This is a genomic window from Rhizobium sp. Leaf453 (assembly GCF_001425605.1).
Taxonomy (GTDB): domain Bacteria; phylum Pseudomonadota; class Alphaproteobacteria; order Rhizobiales; family Rhizobiaceae; genus Pararhizobium.
Map to the genome: position 1 here is coordinate 96,844 of NZ_LMRG01000026.1, position 17,437 is coordinate 114,280.

General features: G+C 56.6%; 17 protein-coding genes. 4 read left to right on the top strand and 13 right to left on the bottom strand.

The window, feature by feature from the left end; genetic code table 11:
• Positions 1–49: 49 nt before the first annotated feature.
• Both ASG68_RS33095 and ASG68_RS33100 read right to left on the bottom strand, forming a co-directional pair.
• A complete protein-coding gene (locus tag ASG68_RS33095) occupies positions 50–382 on the bottom strand; it encodes a helix-turn-helix domain-containing protein (RefSeq protein ID WP_413814039.1) in 333 nt (110 codons plus the stop codon).
• On the bottom strand, positions 285–575 hold the full coding sequence (locus ASG68_RS33100) for a helix-turn-helix domain-containing protein (RefSeq protein WP_082554039.1): 291 nt from the start codon (positions 573–575) through the stop codon (positions 285–287). The genes ASG68_RS33095 and ASG68_RS33100 overlap by 98 nt, the downstream gene beginning before the upstream one ends.
• Before the next feature lie 145 nt (positions 576–720).
• Here ASG68_RS33100 and ASG68_RS21935 point away from each other — a divergent pair, with 145 nt between their 5' ends.
• The 3 genes from ASG68_RS21935 (at position 721) to ASG68_RS21945 (ending at position 3,858) form a co-directional block, all read left to right on the top strand.
• The gene (locus ASG68_RS21935; RefSeq protein WP_156384903.1) at positions 721–1,044 is read left to right on the top strand and encodes a hypothetical protein; all 324 of its coding nucleotides are present in this window, start codon (positions 721–723) and stop codon (positions 1,042–1,044) included.
• The gene (locus tag ASG68_RS21940) at positions 1,041–3,080 is read left to right on the top strand and encodes an AAA family ATPase (protein WP_062610107.1); all 2,040 of its coding nucleotides are present in this window, start codon (positions 1,041–1,043) and stop codon (positions 3,078–3,080) included. Before ASG68_RS21935 ends, ASG68_RS21940 begins: the two co-directional genes overlap by 4 nt.
• A 403-nt stretch (positions 3,081–3,483) precedes the next feature.
• Positions 3,484–3,858, top strand: coding sequence for a putative phosphothreonine lyase domain-containg protein (locus ASG68_RS21945; RefSeq protein WP_062610109.1), 375 nt, complete (start codon positions 3,484–3,486; stop codon positions 3,856–3,858).
• A gap of 112 nt (positions 3,859–3,970) precedes the next feature.
• Here ASG68_RS21945 and ASG68_RS21950 read toward each other — a convergent pair whose 3' ends face one another.
• From ASG68_RS21950 to ASG68_RS21980, 7 genes are all read right to left on the bottom strand, one after another.
• The gene (locus ASG68_RS21950) at positions 3,971–4,531 is read right to left on the bottom strand and encodes a hypothetical protein (RefSeq protein WP_062602212.1); all 561 of its coding nucleotides are present in this window, start codon (positions 4,529–4,531) and stop codon (positions 3,971–3,973) included.
• Positions 4,506–5,132 (bottom strand): hypothetical protein, encoded by a 627-nt coding sequence (locus ASG68_RS21955; RefSeq protein WP_151343419.1) that lies wholly within the window; start codon positions 5,130–5,132, stop codon positions 4,506–4,508. The genes ASG68_RS21950 and ASG68_RS21955 overlap by 26 nt, the downstream gene beginning before the upstream one ends.
• Before the next feature lie 194 nt (positions 5,133–5,326).
• Positions 5,327–5,842, bottom strand: coding sequence for a GNAT family N-acetyltransferase (locus ASG68_RS21960; protein WP_156384905.1), 516 nt, complete (start codon positions 5,840–5,842; stop codon positions 5,327–5,329).
• Positions 5,843–5,915: 73 nt separating this feature from the next.
• Positions 5,916–6,419 carry a ribonuclease H family protein gene (locus ASG68_RS21965; RefSeq protein ID WP_244484307.1) on the bottom strand — a complete coding sequence of 168 codons (504 nt, stop codon included), beginning with the start codon at positions 6,417–6,419 and terminating at the stop codon, positions 5,916–5,918.
• 23 nt (positions 6,420–6,442) lie between these two features.
• Positions 6,443–7,663: an arsenite efflux MFS transporter ArsK gene (gene arsK / locus ASG68_RS21970; RefSeq protein ID WP_062610115.1), complete on the bottom strand. Its 1,221-nt coding sequence runs from the start codon at positions 7,661–7,663 to the stop codon at positions 6,443–6,445.
• A 3-nt stretch (positions 7,664–7,666) separates the two neighbouring features.
• Positions 7,667–9,076 carry an NAD(P)-binding domain-containing protein gene (locus ASG68_RS21975; RefSeq protein ID WP_062610117.1) on the bottom strand — a complete coding sequence of 470 codons (1,410 nt, stop codon included), beginning with the start codon at positions 9,074–9,076 and terminating at the stop codon, positions 7,667–7,669.
• Positions 9,077–9,130: 54 nt separating this feature from the next.
• Positions 9,131–9,451, bottom strand: a complete 321-nt coding sequence (locus ASG68_RS21980; RefSeq protein WP_062610120.1) for an ArsR/SmtB family transcription factor — start codon at positions 9,449–9,451, stop codon at positions 9,131–9,133.
• A gap of 231 nt (positions 9,452–9,682) precedes the next feature.
• On the opposite strand from ASG68_RS21980, the gene ASG68_RS21985 reads away from it, so the two are divergent.
• Positions 9,683–11,416, top strand: a complete 1,734-nt coding sequence (locus ASG68_RS21985; protein ID WP_234937111.1) for an adenylate/guanylate cyclase domain-containing protein — start codon at positions 9,683–9,685, stop codon at positions 11,414–11,416.
• Positions 11,417–11,681: 265 nt separating this feature from the next.
• On the opposite strand, the gene ASG68_RS21990 is transcribed toward ASG68_RS21985, so the two are convergent.
• From ASG68_RS21990 to ASG68_RS22005, 4 genes are all read right to left on the bottom strand, one after another.
• Positions 11,682–12,137, bottom strand: a complete 456-nt coding sequence (locus ASG68_RS21990) for a DUF411 domain-containing protein (RefSeq protein WP_062610122.1) — start codon at positions 12,135–12,137, stop codon at positions 11,682–11,684.
• 301 nt (positions 12,138–12,438) lie between these two features.
• Positions 12,439–15,615 (bottom strand): efflux RND transporter permease subunit, encoded by a 3,177-nt coding sequence (locus ASG68_RS21995; RefSeq protein ID WP_062610124.1) that lies wholly within the window; start codon positions 15,613–15,615, stop codon positions 12,439–12,441.
• Entirely contained in the window at positions 15,612–17,036 is a 1,425-nt protein-coding gene (locus tag ASG68_RS22000) for an efflux RND transporter periplasmic adaptor subunit (protein WP_062610126.1), read from the bottom strand. The genes ASG68_RS21995 and ASG68_RS22000 overlap by 4 nt, the downstream gene beginning before the upstream one ends.
• On the bottom strand, positions 17,033–17,389 hold the full coding sequence (locus ASG68_RS22005) for a FixH family protein (RefSeq protein ID WP_407692741.1): 357 nt from the start codon (positions 17,387–17,389) through the stop codon (positions 17,033–17,035). The genes ASG68_RS22000 and ASG68_RS22005 overlap by 4 nt, the downstream gene beginning before the upstream one ends.
• Positions 17,390–17,437 lie beyond the last annotated feature (48 nt).

Below are 17,437 nucleotides of genomic sequence, written 5' to 3' on the forward strand. Positions count from 1 at the left end.
GTGACCGTCGGTTCGCAATCGAACTTCGGCAACACCTTTTTGAGGATCGTCAAACAGCTCGACGAAATGATTGCGTTTTTCCACTCTCAAACCGGCTAATCAGGCTCTGGCTTACGTCGGCCTTTTTGGCAAAATCCGCTTGTAGCAGTCCAGCGATTGCCCTGCCCGCCCTCAAATGTTCGCGCTGAACAAGGGGGCAATTCTGCCTGTATGCCACCTGATACCTGCGCGGTATGCCGCTACGGACCCTTTTGGACTTTGAGGGCGTGCAACGAAGTATACAGTTACCCCTTTTTACGGACGTCGTCCTCGGCTGGGTCCTCACCAATTCGACCAGCCGGGGTCCGCCACCGAACACCCACACCGTGCTCCATGGTCGCACCGGTGAATTCAACCCCCTGCTGCTCATAGGCTTGCACGATTGCTTCGACGGTCTCCACCGTCGCATTTCCTCCGGACTCAAGGCGATTAATGGTCGGACGGGAAACTCTCGCGGCAACAGCAATCTGGCGCTGACTCCAGCTCAAAAGCGCTCGGGCGGCACGCAGAACGTCTGATGAAGGATTAATCGCCATAAGGCGAGAAACCCGCCTTCAAAAAAAATGTCAACATAGATTCATAATGACTTACATAGTTGACATTATGAATCATTTAATATTCAAGGTGCATCACTAAATCCTACCCGACTCTCTGTTGTTTTTAGAATCACCGTGAGGTTCCATGCCCGTTTCTCCTTCAGACCCACAAATTCCCTCGCCCCAGGAAATGATCGCCGCCTATCGTCGACTGGCCGACGACCTTGAACAATTCGCGATGCGAGGTCTAAAATCCATCTCGTCGAGCGCTACCATCACCGACTGGGTTATTGCCAAACGCGCAGTGCCCGTTCTCTTGGGCACTATCGCCGGGCACCCGCACATCAAAACTGGAAACGCGGGATTTACGACGGAGATCGTTTTTTGGGATCAGAACCAGAACGTCGCGAGAACTTTCAACCGTTGGTATCGCCTAGGCCGTCCTCTTGATGGAGGACCTAACCAATGAGACCCGACGAATCTCAAGATATGCTCGATGCCGCAATCAGAAACCTTTTAACAGCAACCGCCGAGGTCAATGCCGCGATCTCCAAATTTCCTGCCGAGCTGAGCCGGAGGGCCGCCCCGACTGCATTGGCCAGCAGCCCGAGACGGTTTCTGGTATTTTGCGCATTCGTGCGGCTGATGAAAAATCAGCAGCATTTCTTCACCTCTACGACATCAGTAATAGTGGTCCAAGTCCCAAGGGCTTGGCCGACGGACGACTTCGACTACGTCGCAGACCTCAGCTTCAAATCTGGAGACCGCAGCTCCTTGCGGTTTAAGTCCTTTTGCCATCCCTCAAGGACTAAAAAAGGTAATTGGGACTTCCAACCCAGCGCATACCTGGACGCACAGAAGGTGGTTGTCTTTCTCCCGAAGGGAGCTGAGCTGCATGCTGAGTTCAAAATATGCGCAGACACAAACGTCGAGTTGGAAATCCTTGATGACCGACATCTAGATAGCCTCGCTCGCCAAATGGAAGTCGGCCCGTTGTCGAAAGAAGACAAAGCACTTCTTTGTAAACAGGACCCTAGGTACATCGATGCTATCTTTCGGAAAGGTCGCTCGGCACGGTCTGCACTGGCAAGGCTCAAGGAATTAACTTCAAAAACCAGCAGTTCACGACGTGTCCTTCCGCTTACATCGTATGGCGCGGCAGGAACATGGGGCCTCGATCTAAAACGCGACCTGGAACTCTGGCGGGCCGGTGCGCTTCACTGGGCCGATGTTGATAAAGGAGTTCTGCTATACGGCCCGCCTGGTACCGGAAAGACCAGTTTTGCGATATCCCTCGCGTCGGAGTGCGGCGCTCACCTGGTTGAAGCCTCGCTCGCAAAATGGCAAAGTCACGGGCATCTCGGCGATTTATTGAAAGCGATGAGACTCGATTTCAATGAGGCGCGAGAATCCGCCCCGTCCATCCTATTCCTCGATGAATTCGATGCTTTCGGTGACCGTAGGAAATTCTCAGGGGACAACCAGCAGTATTGCAGTGAGGTGGTCAACGCGTTGCTAGAAGCGCTCGATGGGGCTGGCGGACGCGAAGGCGTTGTAGTGGTGGCATCAACGAATCTTCCGGAACGTCTTGATCCCGCCCTTATTCGGTCGGGCAGGCTGGAGAAACATATCGAACTTTTGCCACCCAATGCGGAGGAGCGGGCCTCAATCCTTCGGTTCTATCTTCCGGAACTAGCGGACTTCCTAGCGATACGGCAGGCTGCGGGAGCACTCGTTGGGAAAACGGGAGCGGACCTGGAACTTCTTGCTCGGAAAGCGCGTCAGCGGGCGCGCGTTGCGAATAGAAGTCTGATGATTGAGGACCTTACTGAGCACATCTCCGAGCGCATAAAGTTGGTCGGAGCCGATCTCTGGCGAATATGCATTCATGAGGCAGCGCACGCGTTGGTAGCGAAGGTGCTGGAAGTGGGGACCGTCTCACGAATAGAGATTTTCGATCATACATCAGAAAACGAACGGTCACATGAAACTCACGGAGCGACTTGGATCGATGAGCCGGTGACACCGTTTAAAACTGAGAGGTACTTCCGAGCTGACATCGCTGTGGGTCTCGCCGGTATGGCCGCCGAGGAGCTGATATTCGGCTACCGCTCGACTACTGCTGGAGGATCACCAAGGAGCGACGTTGCGAAAGCAACTGAATTAGCTTCGCAAATGGTCACGAGGTTCGCGTTGGGCAGACGCCTCTCGACGTTTCCCGAAGAAATTGACCAGTCGGAAGGGGCCTTGTTTTCAATAATTCCTGACCTTCGCGCTGATATCGATCTCATTCTTGATGCGGAGTACAAGAGATCGAAGGAAATACTGGAGTCGAACCAGGAGGCGCTGATAAAAATCGCGGGCGCACTGAGGGACGAGAAATTCCTAGCGGGTGAGCGCCTTGCACAACTGCTCAATCACTTATCCAGCGACGAAATTTCCGGATTTCAACAACTCTTCCAAGGCAAACCAGGCCTCCTAGTCCAACCGGGAACGTCGCCATGATCTAAGGCTCAGCTGGAACCGGATTGAAAACGGCCTCGGATGACGCGCGCAATTTCACGGGCATCATCCAAAGTCATGTGCGGAAAGCCAGTGTCCCGCTGCCCTACCATCTGAAGGAGACAAGCACTTGCCGCCTCCAGTTGAGCATCCTCATGAGGAATCGCCGCTCTTAACGCAGCTAGGTTAGGATTTTGGGGCATCATCTGAAATTTCGCACAGTCTCGGACCATTAAAGGATCGGGCGGAATTTCGTCGACGTCAACCAGCCACGATACGCCGCTTGTCGTTTAACAGACCCGGCCAAGCGATTTCTCGTCGGGCCGCTAACCTCGGCTCTTGGTTATTTGGTCTCCGCGCCAAAGGCCAATTCTCAACGTTTATCACTTCGAGAGGAATGCGCCTTATGTGGCACGCTGCGATTTCAAAGTCGGGGTTCACTTCGCAAATCGGCGGTGACGACGACATATTGGCGTCTGGCAAATGGTTGGTTCCCATAGCCCTTGGCGATCCTGAAGGCATATGGCGGAAATTGGCGGAAGCTGCGGCTCATGGCGATCTGGCGGCTGTGAAGATTTCGTCAGCTAGGCTTGATGTGAAGCTCGGCCACCACCTCGTCTGTGCATACTGCAAAACTTCGCAGGAGAACGACGTAAATGAGACACTGACGAAGCTTCGTAACCTCGGAGCTACAGGCGACCTACGCTACAAGTCTGACCGAGCGACCCTGCAAGGCCGCGACGAATATCTATGGCATTCGACCGAATTGGAATCCATCTAGCTGCCAAATCACGGTATGGCGCGCGCGCGTTATCTCGCGCCAGGTATTTGGTTCTTCCGAAAATCGATCCTACGCCTATATTTCAATATTGATGTTTTCTCTTTGGTAGCATTCAGTTCTGATTCTCTAGATGTATCGCCTGCATTGGCTGAATGATGCGCAAGTTACTCTCTCCTTGCTTGTCAAAACCGATAGTATATTGACCACAATCTTTCAGTTGAGCCACGCTGTCGATGACTGCCGCCATCTGCGTCGGGTCCATGGCCTGCGCAACTATCTCGTTGTCGCTGGTGGTAAAGAATGTGGTGCCGACCGGCTCGTTGCCTTTGATTGCCTGTGCGACCTTCGTTTTGTCCCAACCATCCCACGCATTGCCACAGTTTGCCACCAAAGGGTTCTCGTCAGGAGATGGCGCATTTTTGCATTTGTTTTTTGTGGGAAGCAGTTTGTTGCGGTCGAGCGAAAACGATTCCCCGGAACAGGGCTTGAAGGTGACGAAATTTCCGGCGGTGGCTACAACAAAACCGATGACGCCTGACTCGTCCTTTATCTCATACGGTCCGTCGCCAACGACAATTTTTCTTCTCCCGGCGAGTTCAATATCGTCGCCAAATGACGGATGGGGCACCGCGAGAAGCACGAGCAGACTAAGGCTGACAAATCTTCCGAACATTGATTTCCTCCCTGACCTTGTCTGCCGAATAAAGAATCTTTCCCTCATGGCTGACAGCAAAAAGCGTTCCCCTGTTACATTCATCGACATCACTGCGACACATCAAAAATAGTTGGCTCGGCAAACCTATTATCTGGCGAAGACGTCGGCCGTCTCTGCAAGCGTTATATAATTTTGCTGCCGGATCGTCCTTTCGCGCGTCGAGTAGAGGCACTACCGACTGGGATTTGTCACCTTTCCAGACATTGTCGCTCATATCACGAGCGGCTGTCGTTGCCGCTGCCTTTACAACGAAAAGAAGGACGACAACCAGAACCAGAGCGACAAGACCAAGTGACGCAGCCAGGCTGCGCAATATCTTCGCATCTTCCTTCACGTTGAATTCGAGCAAAAAACCCGTAAAGCCAAGGAGGACGATGGCGGCTATCGCGAAAATAACAGAACAAGACTGAAGTGGCACAAACGCATAGACGAGTACAGTTGTGAAGCTGACGTCGAACTGGGTCGCGTCAATCCCAAACTGGCCGAGATAAGATGTCAGATAGGCCCAACCACTGAAATAGATCAAGGCCACCGGCAGGGCGGCAATGAAGGCGTCCACCAACGCTGCTCTAACCGCCCCCACTTGTGGCCCCCACACCTGATAGTTCAGCCGAACCTTCTAGAAGCGTAGGTCGGCACGGTCCCTCGCCTACGTGTACTTCCCCCCGAAGTTCATGTCCAGATTGCTTCTGGCATGGCGCAGGCCCAGTTATCACGCCTGTGCGCGTTAAACCGATGCAGCGAGGAGTCCGGTCATTCGATAAACCGCATCATATAAACGGATGCCGTCATATTGCCCCACGGATCAACAAAATGACGAGGCACTGTCCCAACCTCTTGCCATCCAAGGCGTCGATAAAGGCGTTCCCCCGCCCCTCCCTGCGCCGTATCGAGCAAAAGAAGTGAACGCTTGTATTTGGTGGCCTGTCGTTCGACTTCGTGCATCAAAGCTTCGCCGATCCCTTGATTTCGGCGAGTGCTGTTGACGATGAGTTTATAGACTTCACCCCGATGCGGAGCGTTTGGCTCCGGCGACAAATATAGCTGGACCGTACCGACAAGTTTATTCTCGACCGACGCGCAGATCAATAAGCGTTCTCCAGCGACGACCGAGATTGCCACATCGTGCCAGTAGTGCTCGACCGCGTTCATGTCTAATGGCAGGATATGGCCGACCAACGCGCCCTGATTGACCGCGTCGACCAACAGGCCCGACAATTTCTTAAGGTGCAGCGAGATGTCGGCCCGGTCAAAAACCTCGATTTTCATGCGCCCCTCTTTACTGGGAAAATACAACTAATAGTCAGCTTGGGGAACGTCGCGAGGTTTCGCCATTCGCAAATCAAGCAAGTTCGCCCGCCCGGAGCGAAAGGCATCCGCTTCCCGCGAGTTCATCCGCGCGTTCGTTGCCTTCGATGCCGGAATGACCTTTGCACCAGGCGATGGTCACCAACGGGTTGGGTGACAACTCAAAATCGATTGCCTTCCACAGTTCTGGACTGGCTATAGTTCGACTTCGAGCATTCGCATTCGCGACGATTTTTTTCCAGCCGTTGGTCTTCCAGATGTGTCGCCAGCTATTGCAGCCTCTGACTGTGTACAGGGAGTCGGACCAAATAATCGCAGGTTCACCAAGAGCATTGGCATTGAGCCAGGTTGCTGCCTTGAGCAGGGCGACTAACTCCAGCGCGTTGTTCGCTGAATCCAGGACGCCACCGAAGTCGGCCGCGATTTCCACGGCATCGCGGTAGGCGACGAATGCCCATCCCCCCTGTCGGGAATTGGGTTCATAACACCCGTCCGCGAAGACGTGAAGGCCATTTGGGGTGTCCGGCAATAAGCGCACGCTACCTCCACGGGCGGAGAACTTCAGGCGCTCAGTGGTGATGTGACCATCCTCTGCCTCACGATTAATGGAATCGCCAGGAACGCCAGTGCTCCAACCATACCGATTAAAGCGACGATCCACAAAGAGGGAACGACACCTATGGCGGACATCGATGCCGACATGGAAACCGGCGCAATGGCCGACGTGAATTGTTTCGCCGAGGTGCACCAGCCTAAACGCTTGCCGTAACCTTCGCGGCCGAACAGTTCCAAGGGCAGTGTACCGCCGACAATGCTCGTCAAACCTGAACCCAGGCCCATGCAGATCGCGAAGACGACCGCCCCCACAATCCAAGGCGATGTAGGGAGCAGGATCGCCAGGCCGAGCGGGAGAAAGAGCGTCGCGATTACCGCAAGCCAGGTCTGGGAAAGTCCGCCGCCGAACAGCAAATTGACGAAACGGCTCGCGACCTGTGACGGTCCAAAAAGAGAGGCAATGTAGATTCCGGATGCGCCAAGGCCCAGTGCCAGTGTCAATGGAACCATATGAACCAGGACTGCCGACAGGGCATAACCTTCAATTGCGAAGCCGATCAGCATCAGAACGAATATCAATTGCCCTTTTGGCAACGGCGTGGCCGACGACACAGCGGGTGCAGAGGATTGCGCGGGTTGTTCGCCTGCAACCTTCGACGACGTTAGTCTGGCAAGCCAAACGTGGATCGGGAAGCATATGCCAATATTGAGCAGCGCAAACAGGAGATAGACCTGCCGCCATGACATCCAGTCGTGAAGCCAGGATGTCATCGGCCAGAACAGCGTTGAGGCAAAGCCAGCGATCAGGGTCAGATGAACAATCGATTTCTGTGCTTTTCGTCCGCCGATTTGAACGATGGCCACGAAGGCGGTGCTGTAAAGCACGGTTGCAGAGACGATCTGCGTCAGGGCGAGAGCCAGACAGAAGGTGATCGGTCCTGGTGCCACTGCCGTTAGAAGGAGCGAGATTGCGGCCCCGACCGACCCAACCGCCATCAACCGTCCAGCCCCGATGCGATCCGCCCAATGACCGGCAGTCGGCGCGATCAAACTTCCGGCCAGGAGCGAACCAGAGAACGCGCCGAAAACCCATTGTTCACTCCATCCAAGTTGCCGGGCAATGTCCGGCACGAGGATGCTGAAAGCATAGTAGAGGGTTCCGTACCCGATGATCTGGGTAAGGCCGAGTCCCCATAGAGCTGAAACTGGCAGTTTTTGATCATCCATTGTTCAGGCGCTCTCAGTCAGACGTTCGGTCTCATTGGACCGAGGTCCGCAGCCGCAGCCAGATTTTCCTTCTGATTTTGCCGTGGCATCGGCAACACAACAGGCATCGACTTCAACAGGGGCCGGTCCACCGCAGCACGAAACCGCCGTTTTGCTACCGAGGTCGACGCTGCAGACGCCGGTTTCGGGGAGAACCAATTGGACAATACGGGCGGCGACATGATCACCTGCGATTTCGGCGACGACCGACCGCACCTGTTCGTAACCCGTCTTCATCAGAAATGTCGGCGCACGACCGTAGGACTTCGAACCGACGATGTAGAAATCCTTCTCCGGATGCTTCAGTTCCTCGATGCCGTGAGGCGGCACGGTTCCGCAGGAATGGAAATTGGGGTCAATGAGTGGAGCCAGCGCTGGCGGTGCTTCGACGGCTGGGTCCACCTCGACCCTGAGTTCGCGCAGGAAGGAGAAATCTGGACGAAACCCGGTGGTGACAACGATCTGGTCGATATCCAATTCTGTCTGCTGTGTCCCAACCGTCGCCGTCAGATGAACCCTCTCCTCGTGCACGAGGACCTTTTGGGCGGAGAACGAAGTCAGCATCTGCAGCCGCCCCTCATCCATGGCGTTCTTCGCGGCCAGCCCCAGCGCTCCGCGTTCCGGCAACTGATCGTTCAGGCCGCCGCCGAGCAGGCGCTCGACGCCGTGGTGCCGCAGCGCCCAGAAGATTTGCGTCCTGGGGTCAATATCCTGCAGGTCCATGAGAGCGATGGCGACATTGATGGCCGAATGGCCGCTGCCGACCACCAGCGTGCGTTTGCCAAGGAATTCGTTGCGGCGAGTGCCGAGAACATCAGGAATGCCGTAAGAAATCCGGTTGGACGATGCCTTTTCCCCCGGAACGCTGAGGCCGTTAATTCCCATTGGATTGGGTTGGGTCCACGTTCCCGAGGCGTCGATCACGGCCCTGACGAGCACGTCATGCTCTCCAGCCTGATCGGTATATCGGACAATAAACGGAGCATTGTCACGATTGCCAGACGAAACCTTGTCGAGGCCGTGACGGGTGATCGCGGTCACTGTTGCACCCAATTTCAGGCCAGACGCAATCTCCGGCACGGATGCCAGTGGGACGAGATATTCTTCGACGATCTCCTGGCCGTTCGGCAGATTATCCGGTTGAGGTGCGTCCCATCCGTGACGGTCCAGAAGGGTGCGTGCCGCATCATCGATATTGTATTTCCATGGCGAGAAAACCCTGACATGTCCCCAACCGAGCAGCGCCGCGCCTACCGTTTCGCCACGTTCGAAAACGAGTGGATGAATGTTACGGGAGACAAGGTGAGCGGCGGCGGCAAGTCCGACAGGTCCCGCGCCTATTACGGCAACTGGGAGTTCATTCATGGCAGTCATTCTTATCTCCTTCGGTATTTCCAGAATATTCGAAATTTGGAGTCAAAAAAGGGATCAGGCGGCGGCCTCTTTCGACTTTGTCCCGCACTTTGCATCCGCGCAGCATTCATTCGCGAGGTAACCGACCAAAGCATCCATATCGCGGTAGTTCGTGGTGCACATAAGTGTCGTCGCCTGCCGCTCCTGGATAACCAGGCCGGTATCCACGAGCTTCTTGAGGTGGTGCGACAGTGTTGAACCCGGGATGTCCAGCTTTTCCTGCAACTGGCCAACCGGCAAGCCTTCGTCACCAGCACGGACCAGCATTCGGAAAATCCGAAGACGGGTGACATTGCCGAGAGCTTCAAGCTGGGATGCTGCTTTTTCGATAATCATGGAAATAAGCTACTGTCGGTGAAGAAAGCAGTCAAGAGCTATTTCGACATCTCTCGAAATAATGCCTAGACGGCCGACCTAATCTTCTCGCAAGCTGCTAACCGAGATGGGGTGGTCACGGCTCACAGCCGCGAAGAGGTATTGGGTCGGAGCTTCGAGTTCACGCTCCTCCCGGACTTTCGATTGCACTTTATCCGAGGTAAACTCCAGAACTGTCACAGAGGATCGATTATGATGGAGCGTGCCGAACACCGTCTCGCTGCCATAATGGTCACGGATGTCGTCGGCTATTCACGGCTTATGGAAGACGATGAAGCCCGAACGCTCACCGCATTGAAGCAAGTTCAAACGAGAATTTTCGAGCCTGCCATCTGCGAATTTAGCGGGCGCATAGTCAAGACGATGGGCGATGGCTGGCTCGTTGTCTTCAATTCCGCCGTCGATGCGGTGGAATGCGCACTGTCCATGCAGAAGCGACTGGAGGCGGATCAAAGCGACGTTTCCGCATCGGAACGCATTACCGTCCGTATTGGCATCAATCTCGCCGACGTCGTTGTCGACGGTGATGAGTTTTACGGAGACGGCGTGAACGTCGCCGCGCGGCTGGAGGCGTCGGCGCTACCGGGCGGAATTTGCATAGCCGACGCCGTGCACCGCGAGGTCGCAGCCAAGGCGGTAGCGGAGTTCGAGGACGCAGGTGAAGTCTCCTTAAAAAACATCTCGCGACCCATCCATGTGTGGCACTGGCCCCGGGCACCCGTGCAGGCTGCTCCGGTCAGCGGTAAGGGTCATGCCAGAACCACGGTCGCGGTCCTCCCCTTCGAAGATTTGAGCCAGGCGCGCGACCAGACCTACTTCAGCGACGGCGTGACAGAGGACATCATCGCTGGCCTCTCGCGGTTCAGATCGCTATCCGTCATCGCCGCCAACTCGTCGTTTCATTTCCGTGCCAGGTCGATGCCGTTGGACGAGATAGCCAGGAAGCTGTCTGTCCGATACGTCGTGGTGGGAAGCGTTCGGCGCTCTGGCAACATGATAAGGATCGCCTCGCAACTCATAGAAGCTGCCACCGGGACGCAGCTTTGGGCGGACCGCTTCGACCGCGAACTGGTCGAAATCTTCACTGTCCAGGACGAAGTTACCAGGATGATCGTATCCAACCTGGTCGGCCAGATCGAAAGCCAGGATTTCCAGCACGCGATGCGCAAGCCGACGACCAGCCTTGCCGCGTATGATCTATATCTCCGGGGTTTGGTTCATCTGCGGGGGTACCAGGACACTGACAATTCCGACGCAGTGAAGATGTTCGAAGCCGCTCTCGAACTCGATCCGATGTTCGCGCTAACCCGGGCGTACCTTGCACTCTCCAGGGTGGCTGTCGGCGGGTACGCGTCAGCTCCACCCGCCCTGCTTGACGAGGCCCTGGCGGCGTCTCAGATGGCGGCTGCGCTGGATCAGGGGAACAGTGTCTGTCAGCGCATTATCGCGCTTGTTCTCACGTTCCGTCGCGAATTCGATGCCGCCGAACGTCACTATCGGCAAGCCTATCAACTCAACCCGAACGACGCCAATGGCCTTGTAGGAATGGGAGGTCTAATCGCACGTCGCGGAAGAGTTGCCGAAGCAACGCAGTGGATTGAGGAAGGATGCAGGTTGAATCCGTTTCCGCCTCCTTGGTATCACGCCGTTCTGGGAAATCTGCTCTACATCTCGGGCAAATATGACGAGGCGGCGACCACTCTGCGGGAATTGCCGAATCCTGGGGCGTACACACATGCGAGATTGGCCGCGTGTTATGCGCAGGCAGGAAGGATGACGGAGGCGAGCGCTGAGGTCGCCTTTGTACTTCAACTCAACAAAGCGTTTTCGACGGACGGGTTTCTGAAAAACGTGCTGCTGATCGAGCAGTTGGAACATCGTGCACTCTATCGTGAGGGCCTCTTGAAGGCGGGCCTGCCAGAATGAAGTGACGATCAACACGATGGCAACGAACCCGTCGACCTAGTGCACTGCTGAATCACCTCGTACGTTCTGGTTCACTGAGCGTGGCGGGTGGGAAATTGCCCCTCGACTAACGCCGCGACTACGCACCGGCACATCGGCCCCAGGGAGTTTTGGTTGTATCCGATATTGGCAATGTCTCGCGGTCCGGCGAGACATTGCAGCCGAGCGCCAGGTATATCGGACCCGGGGCTGGCTCTTTGCATATCGCCGGGAGACCTACCGACTATCAGGTTTTCGGCCTAACCGCCTGATAAAGTATGCTCGACCCGTCTTTGTTCACCGCATAGACGTCGTAAGATGCTTTCGGGTCGTCGCCCATTCCCAGTGATCCCTCTGGCATTCCGGCAACGGCAAGCCCAGCAATCTGCGGGCGTTCTGCCATCAACCTTTTCGCTGCGTCCACGGGAACGTGACCTTCCAAGTAATACCCGGCGACAATGGCTGTGTGGCAACCTTGCATTTCAGCAGGAACAGCGAACCGCTCCTTGATGATGTTGAGATCGCCCACGTTTTCAGCCCGCACGGAAAAACCAGCGTTTTTCATCGCCTCGGCCCAGGCGTGACAACAGCCACAGTTCGGGTCCTTGTAGACGGTCATACTTTCACCGGCCGCCCGCGCCACTCCGAGCAAGGAAATCGATCCTGCCGCGACGATGGAGCAAAGGAATTGTCTTCGTTTCATTTTGATAGTCCTTTCCCAAAACGTGGGCAGTGGGGAACCGAGCTAATCGCCCCCCAAACTGCCGAGCTTTCGAGTGCCTAACGGCATTGTCGGAGTTGCGCCGGACCGCAGTCAAATCACACTCACTCACGTTTCGGCGCTGGCTGCTTCCCGCCTAGAAACATCCTCGTCAGCGGAAGAACAGATATTTGACGAGCGCCGCGATTACGAGAACAACGACGGCGAGCCCGATAAGGCCTGCAAGCCCCATCCCCCACATCATGCCGGTGCCCATCATATCGTTCATCATGGCGTCCTCCCTTCATTCGGCCGCCTCGTTCAAGACCACCGATCCGGGCTTCATATCGACCATCCGGAATTCTGTGCTGGCAGGTAGCCGCCAACCCTTGACCAGCCCGTAGATCGCCGGGATCACCACCAATGTCAGGATCGTCGACGAGATCATCCCGCCGATCATCGGCACGGCGATCCGCTGCATGATTTCTGACCCGGCACCTGTGCTCCAAAGAATAGGCACCAGTCCGGCCATGATAGCCACGACGGTCATCATCTTCGGCCGAACACGCTCGACAGCACCGACCATGATCGCCTGCTGGAGATCGAGCCTCGTGAAACCGCGCTCCTCCGCCTCGCATGCGATCCGTCGTTCCTTCAGGGCCTGATCGAGGTAGATTAGCATGATCACACCGGTCTCTGCCGCGACGCCTGCCAAAGCGATGAACCCTACCGCTACAGCGACGGAGGCATTGAACCCCAACCACCACATCAACCAGATGCCGCCGACCAAGGCGAACGGCAGGGAGAGCATGACGATCAGCGTCTCGGTGAGCGCCTTGAAGTTCAGATACAGCAGCAGGAATATCAGCGCGAGTGTAAGCGGCACGACGATGGCGAGGCGTGCCTTGGCCCGTTCCAGGTATTCGAACTGTCCGCTCCATGCGACCGAGTATCCGGAAGGCATCGTCACACTGCTGGCAACGGCGTTTTGTGCTTCCGCGACATAGCCGCCCAGATCACGATTGGCGATATCCACGAAGATGTAGACGGCAAGCTGACCATTCTCTGTCCGGATGGTGGTGGCACCCCGTGTAAGCTTTACCTCTGCGACCTCCCCCAACGGTACAGTTCCGCCACCCGGTAGCGAAACCTGGACATCCCGTGCAATCGATTGGGGATCGCTTCTGAACGCCCTCGGATATCGGATGGCAACGCCGTAGCGCTCTCTGCCCTCGACCGTCGACGTCACCACTTCCGAACCAAGCGCCATGCCGATCACATCCTGAACGTCGTCGACGCTCAGTCCATATCGGCCAAGCGCCGTGCGGTCCGGAATGATATCAAGATAGTAGCCGCCAATTACACGTTCGGCATAGGCGCTCGATGTTCCCGGGATCGTTTTCAGGACGGTCTCGATATCCCGAGCAACCCGCTCCATTTCCTTGAGGTCGGTTCCGTACACTTTGACGCCGACTGGCGTCCTGATGCCCGTTGACAGCATGTCAATGCGGGCTCGGATCGGCATAGTCCACGCATTGGAGACGCCCGGAAACTGAAGCGCCGAATCCATCTCCTGCTTCAAGCTGTCAATGGTTACGCCCGGCCGCCACGCAGATTTTGGTTTCAAGGTGATGATCGTCTCAAACATTTCCGTCGGTGCGGGATCAGTTGCGGTTAGCGCCCTTCCCGCTTTGCCGAACACCGTTTCAACCTCCGGGAACGATTTGATGATCCGATCCTGCGTCTGCATCAGCTCGGCAGCTTTAGTGATCGACAAGCCTGGAAGCGTTGTCGGCATGTACATGAGCGTGCCTTCGTTCAGGCTCGGCATGAACTCGCTGCCAATCTGACGGGCGGGCCAAATTGTAACGGCAAGTGCCACCATCGCGACGAGGATCGTCAGGGTCTTTGCCTTGAGAACACCTGAGATGATCGGGCGGTATATCCAGATCAGGAACCGGTTGAGCGGATTCTTGTGTTCCGGAACGATCTTGCCCCGGACAAACACCACCATTAGCGCGGGCACCAGCGTGATCGACAGTAATGCCGCCGCCGCCATGGCGAAGGTTTTCGTGAAGGCGAGCGGCCCGAACAACCGCCCTTCCTGTGACTCCAGTGTGAAGATCGGGAGAAACGAGACGGTGATGATCAGCAGGCTGAAGAACAGGGCTGGCCCAACTTCGCTCGCAGCTTTGATGAGAACCTCCGTTCGCGGTTTGTCAGGCGGAGCGCGTTCTAGATGCTTGTGGGCGTTCTCGATCATGACGATGGCCGCGTCGATCATCGCGCCGATGGCGATGGCGATACCGCCAAGGCTCATGATGTTCGCCCCGATCCCTAGTGAACGCATCGCGGTAAAGGCGATCAAAATGCCGATTGGGAGCATGATGATTGCGACCAGGGCGCTACGGACGTGGAGCAGGAATGCGATTGTCACGAGGGCGACAACGATGGACTCCTCGATGAGTGTCCCTTTCAGGGTCTCAATAGCGGCGTTGATCAGTTCAGATCGATCATAAACCGGCAGGATTTCCGTCCCTGCTGGCAAGCTGTCCTTGATTGCGGCCAAACTCTTCTTGGCGTTGTCGATGACGGTCAAGGCGTTTGCGCCGAAGCGCTGGAGGACGATGCCGCTCGCGACCTCCCCCTCACCGTTCAGCTCGGTGATGCCCCGGCGTTCGTCCGGAACCAGCTCAACCCTAGCGACGTCGGAAAGACGCAGCGGGATGCCGCCGTTGGTTTTAAGGACAATGCTCTCGATGTCCTTGATGCCTTGCAGGTAGCCCTTCCCCCGCACCATGAATTCGAACTCGGAGAGTTCGACGGTACGGCCGCCGACATCGCGATTGCTGGATCGCACGGCATCGGCGATATCCGACAGCGAGACATTCTGGGCCTTCAGCCGGGCGGGATCGACGACAATGGAATATTGCTTGACGAACCCGCCGACGCTTGCGACTTCGGCCACACCCTCTGATTTGGAAACGGCAAATCGCACGACCCAGTCCTGCAACGACCGAAGTTCGGCCAGAGACAGTTCCTTGGCCACCACGGCATACTGGTAGACCCAGCCTACGCCCGTCGCGTCCGGCCCGAGGCTCGGGGACACGCCGTCGGGGAGACGGCCTGCGGCCGCGTTTAGATATTCGAGTACGCGGCTGCGGGCCCAATAGGGATCGGTTCCGTCTTCGAAGATCACGTAGACGAACGACACGCCGAAGAACGAGAAGCCGCGCACGACTTTCGATTTCGGCACGGTCAGCATCGAGGTCGTCAAGGGATAGGTGACCTGATCCTCAACGACCTGTGGTGCCTGCCCGGGATAGTCGGTGAAGACGATCACCTGGACGTCGGACAGATCAGGGATTGCATCGAGCGGTAACGCCCTCAGGGCATAGATGCCGCCTGCGATAGACAGTGCTGCGCCCACGAAGATAAGGACCAAGTTGCGGGCCGACCATGCGATCAAGTGCGCGATCATGGCTTCACCTCGTCTGGCGTCAGGGCGCTGAGTGCAGCGTTTAGGTTGCTTTCGGCGTCGAGGAGGAAATTGGCAGAAACAACCACGCGGTCTCCAGCCGCGACCCCATTGGTGACCTCGGTGACATCTTCACCCCGGATGCCCAGGGTGACATCCACCGGTTCGAATTTCCCTTCACCTTTGTCGAGAAACACGATCTGGCGGTCGCCCGTGTCGATGACTGAATTGTTGGGGACCGCGACGACCCGGTTTCCGGCTCCGGCCTCGATTTCGACCTCGGCATAAATGTTGGGCATCAGTTGCCCGTCCGGATTTGGAAGCTCGATCCGGACCTTTGTCGTCCGCGTCTGCATCTGGACCTCCGGATAGATGAGGTCGACCTTGCCCGTAAAAACCTTGCCGGGAAGATTGCGGACGTTGACGGAAACGACCGCGCCCTTTCGGACGGCACTCAACTCGTATTCGGGCACGTCAGCGATCACCCAGACCTTGGAGACGTCCGCGATCCGGAACAGGATGTCTCCGGCCTCTGCCATCATGCCGCTCACCACCATGCGCTCCAGGACAACGCCATCACGCGGAGACGTGTAGGAAATACTTTGCGGCACCTTTCGGTCGGTCGCGATGCTATTGATCGTTGCTGTCGGCACACCGAGGTTCTTCAATCGGAGGGCGGAGCCTGTGTCAGGGCCAGCCTTCCCGCCATTGCGCATCTCGGTCGCGTATTCGGCTCCGGCGGTCGCGATCTCCTTCGAGTAGAAATGGAAGAGGTTTTCCCCCTTCTTGATCCTGTCGCCAGTGGTGACGTTGGCGACATCTTCCACGAAGGCGTCCGCCCGCATGGAGATGATGCTGACCAACCGCTCATCGAGCGAAACCGTGCCTGGCACGCGGATTTTCCGGCTGACCGTGGTCATCTCCGCCAAAGCGGTTTTGACGCCGGTCCGCTGGAGTTTTCCGAGCGATACCTTCACCGTTGAGCTATCCGTTACCTCCCCGTCGTAAACAGGTAGGTAGTCCATTCCCATGGAATCCTTCTTTGGTACCGTGGAGGTATCCGGAAGGCCCATCGGATTTCGGTAGTACAATAACTTTCGTTCGGAACTCGCGGACGCGGTGTCAGACGGGAGCACCGCTCCTTTTGCGTCGAACTTCACGTCTTCGCTTTCGCGGACGGCCACAAACGGCCGCCCGTCGTCAGTATTCTTGGCCCCAGCCGAATACTCGGCCGCCCCGTCGGGGTGGCTGTAGTAAATAATGGCACCGGTAGGCTCCGGCTTTCCGTCATCATCGGCCGCCATCGCGACTTCTGCTGGCTTGTTTCTGAGCCAGGAGCCGAGATCATTTTTCCCAGCCCAATAGCCTCCCCCGCCGACAAATGCGGCCAGGGAAACCGTGGCAATAAAGCGCGGCGTCGTCACGGCATAGCCTTGAGCACGAGTTCGCCCTGAACCGTTTCCGGTTCGCCCTGGACCTTGGCGGCGATCTGGAACCGCCATCCGCCTTCCATGGAAAGGTTGGTCGTGAAGGTATAGACGCCGGGTTCAGTGGATGCAGCCGCCTCGACGGGGGTGGTCATCGTTTCCATGCCTTCTGGAGCCATATCCATACGGGTGGTGAAGATGACTGCATCGGGAACTGTTTTGCCGGTTCTCTTGTCGACCAGGCGGACGGATACGGTTTCCCCAGCCCCCTGTTTGATGTCGGTCTTGACTGCCTGAAATTCGTAGTCGGTTGCCGCAGCCGAGGAGGCAACTGGAGTTACGAACATCATTGCGCCTGCGAGGAGGACGGTCCCCGCGTTAAAGAGTGTCTTGCTCAT

What these genes read in the sequence shown, in the direction of transcription:
- ASG68_RS33100 (WP_082554039.1), bottom strand. Translation starts at nt 575, where the DNA reads ATGGCGATTAATCCTTCATCAGACGTTCTGCGTGCCGCCCGAGCGCTT.
- ASG68_RS21935 (WP_156384903.1), top strand. Translation starts at nt 721, where the DNA reads ATGCCCGTTTCTCCTTCAGACCCACAAATTCCCTCGCCCCAGGAAATG.
- ASG68_RS21940 (WP_062610107.1), top strand. Translation starts at nt 1,041, where the DNA reads ATGAGACCCGACGAATCTCAAGATATGCTCGATGCCGCAATCAGAAAC.
- ASG68_RS21945 (WP_062610109.1), top strand. Translation starts at nt 3,484, where the DNA reads ATGTGGCACGCTGCGATTTCAAAGTCGGGGTTCACTTCGCAAATCGGC.
- ASG68_RS21950 (WP_062602212.1), bottom strand. Translation starts at nt 4,531, where the DNA reads ATGTTCGGAAGATTTGTCAGCCTTAGTCTGCTCGTGCTTCTCGCGGTG.
- ASG68_RS21960 (WP_156384905.1), bottom strand. Translation starts at nt 5,842, where the DNA reads ATGAAAATCGAGGTTTTTGACCGGGCCGACATCTCGCTGCACCTTAAG.
- arsK (WP_062610115.1), bottom strand. Translation starts at nt 7,663, where the DNA reads ATGGATGATCAAAAACTGCCAGTTTCAGCTCTATGGGGACTCGGCCTT.
- ASG68_RS21975 (WP_062610117.1), bottom strand. Translation starts at nt 9,076, where the DNA reads ATGACTGCCATGAATGAACTCCCAGTTGCCGTAATAGGCGCGGGACCT.
- ASG68_RS21980 (WP_062610120.1), bottom strand. Translation starts at nt 9,451, where the DNA reads ATGATTATCGAAAAAGCAGCATCCCAGCTTGAAGCTCTCGGCAATGTC.
- ASG68_RS21985 (WP_234937111.1), top strand. Translation starts at nt 9,683, where the DNA reads ATGATGGAGCGTGCCGAACACCGTCTCGCTGCCATAATGGTCACGGAT.
- ASG68_RS21990 (WP_062610122.1), bottom strand. Translation starts at nt 12,137, where the DNA reads ATGAAACGAAGACAATTCCTTTGCTCCATCGTCGCGGCAGGATCGATT.
- ASG68_RS21995 (WP_062610124.1), bottom strand. Translation starts at nt 15,615, where the DNA reads ATGATCGCGCACTTGATCGCATGGTCGGCCCGCAACTTGGTCCTTATC.
- ASG68_RS22005 (WP_407692741.1), bottom strand. Translation starts at nt 17,389, where the DNA reads ATGATGTTCGTAACTCCAGTTGCCTCCTCGGCTGCGGCAACCGACTAC.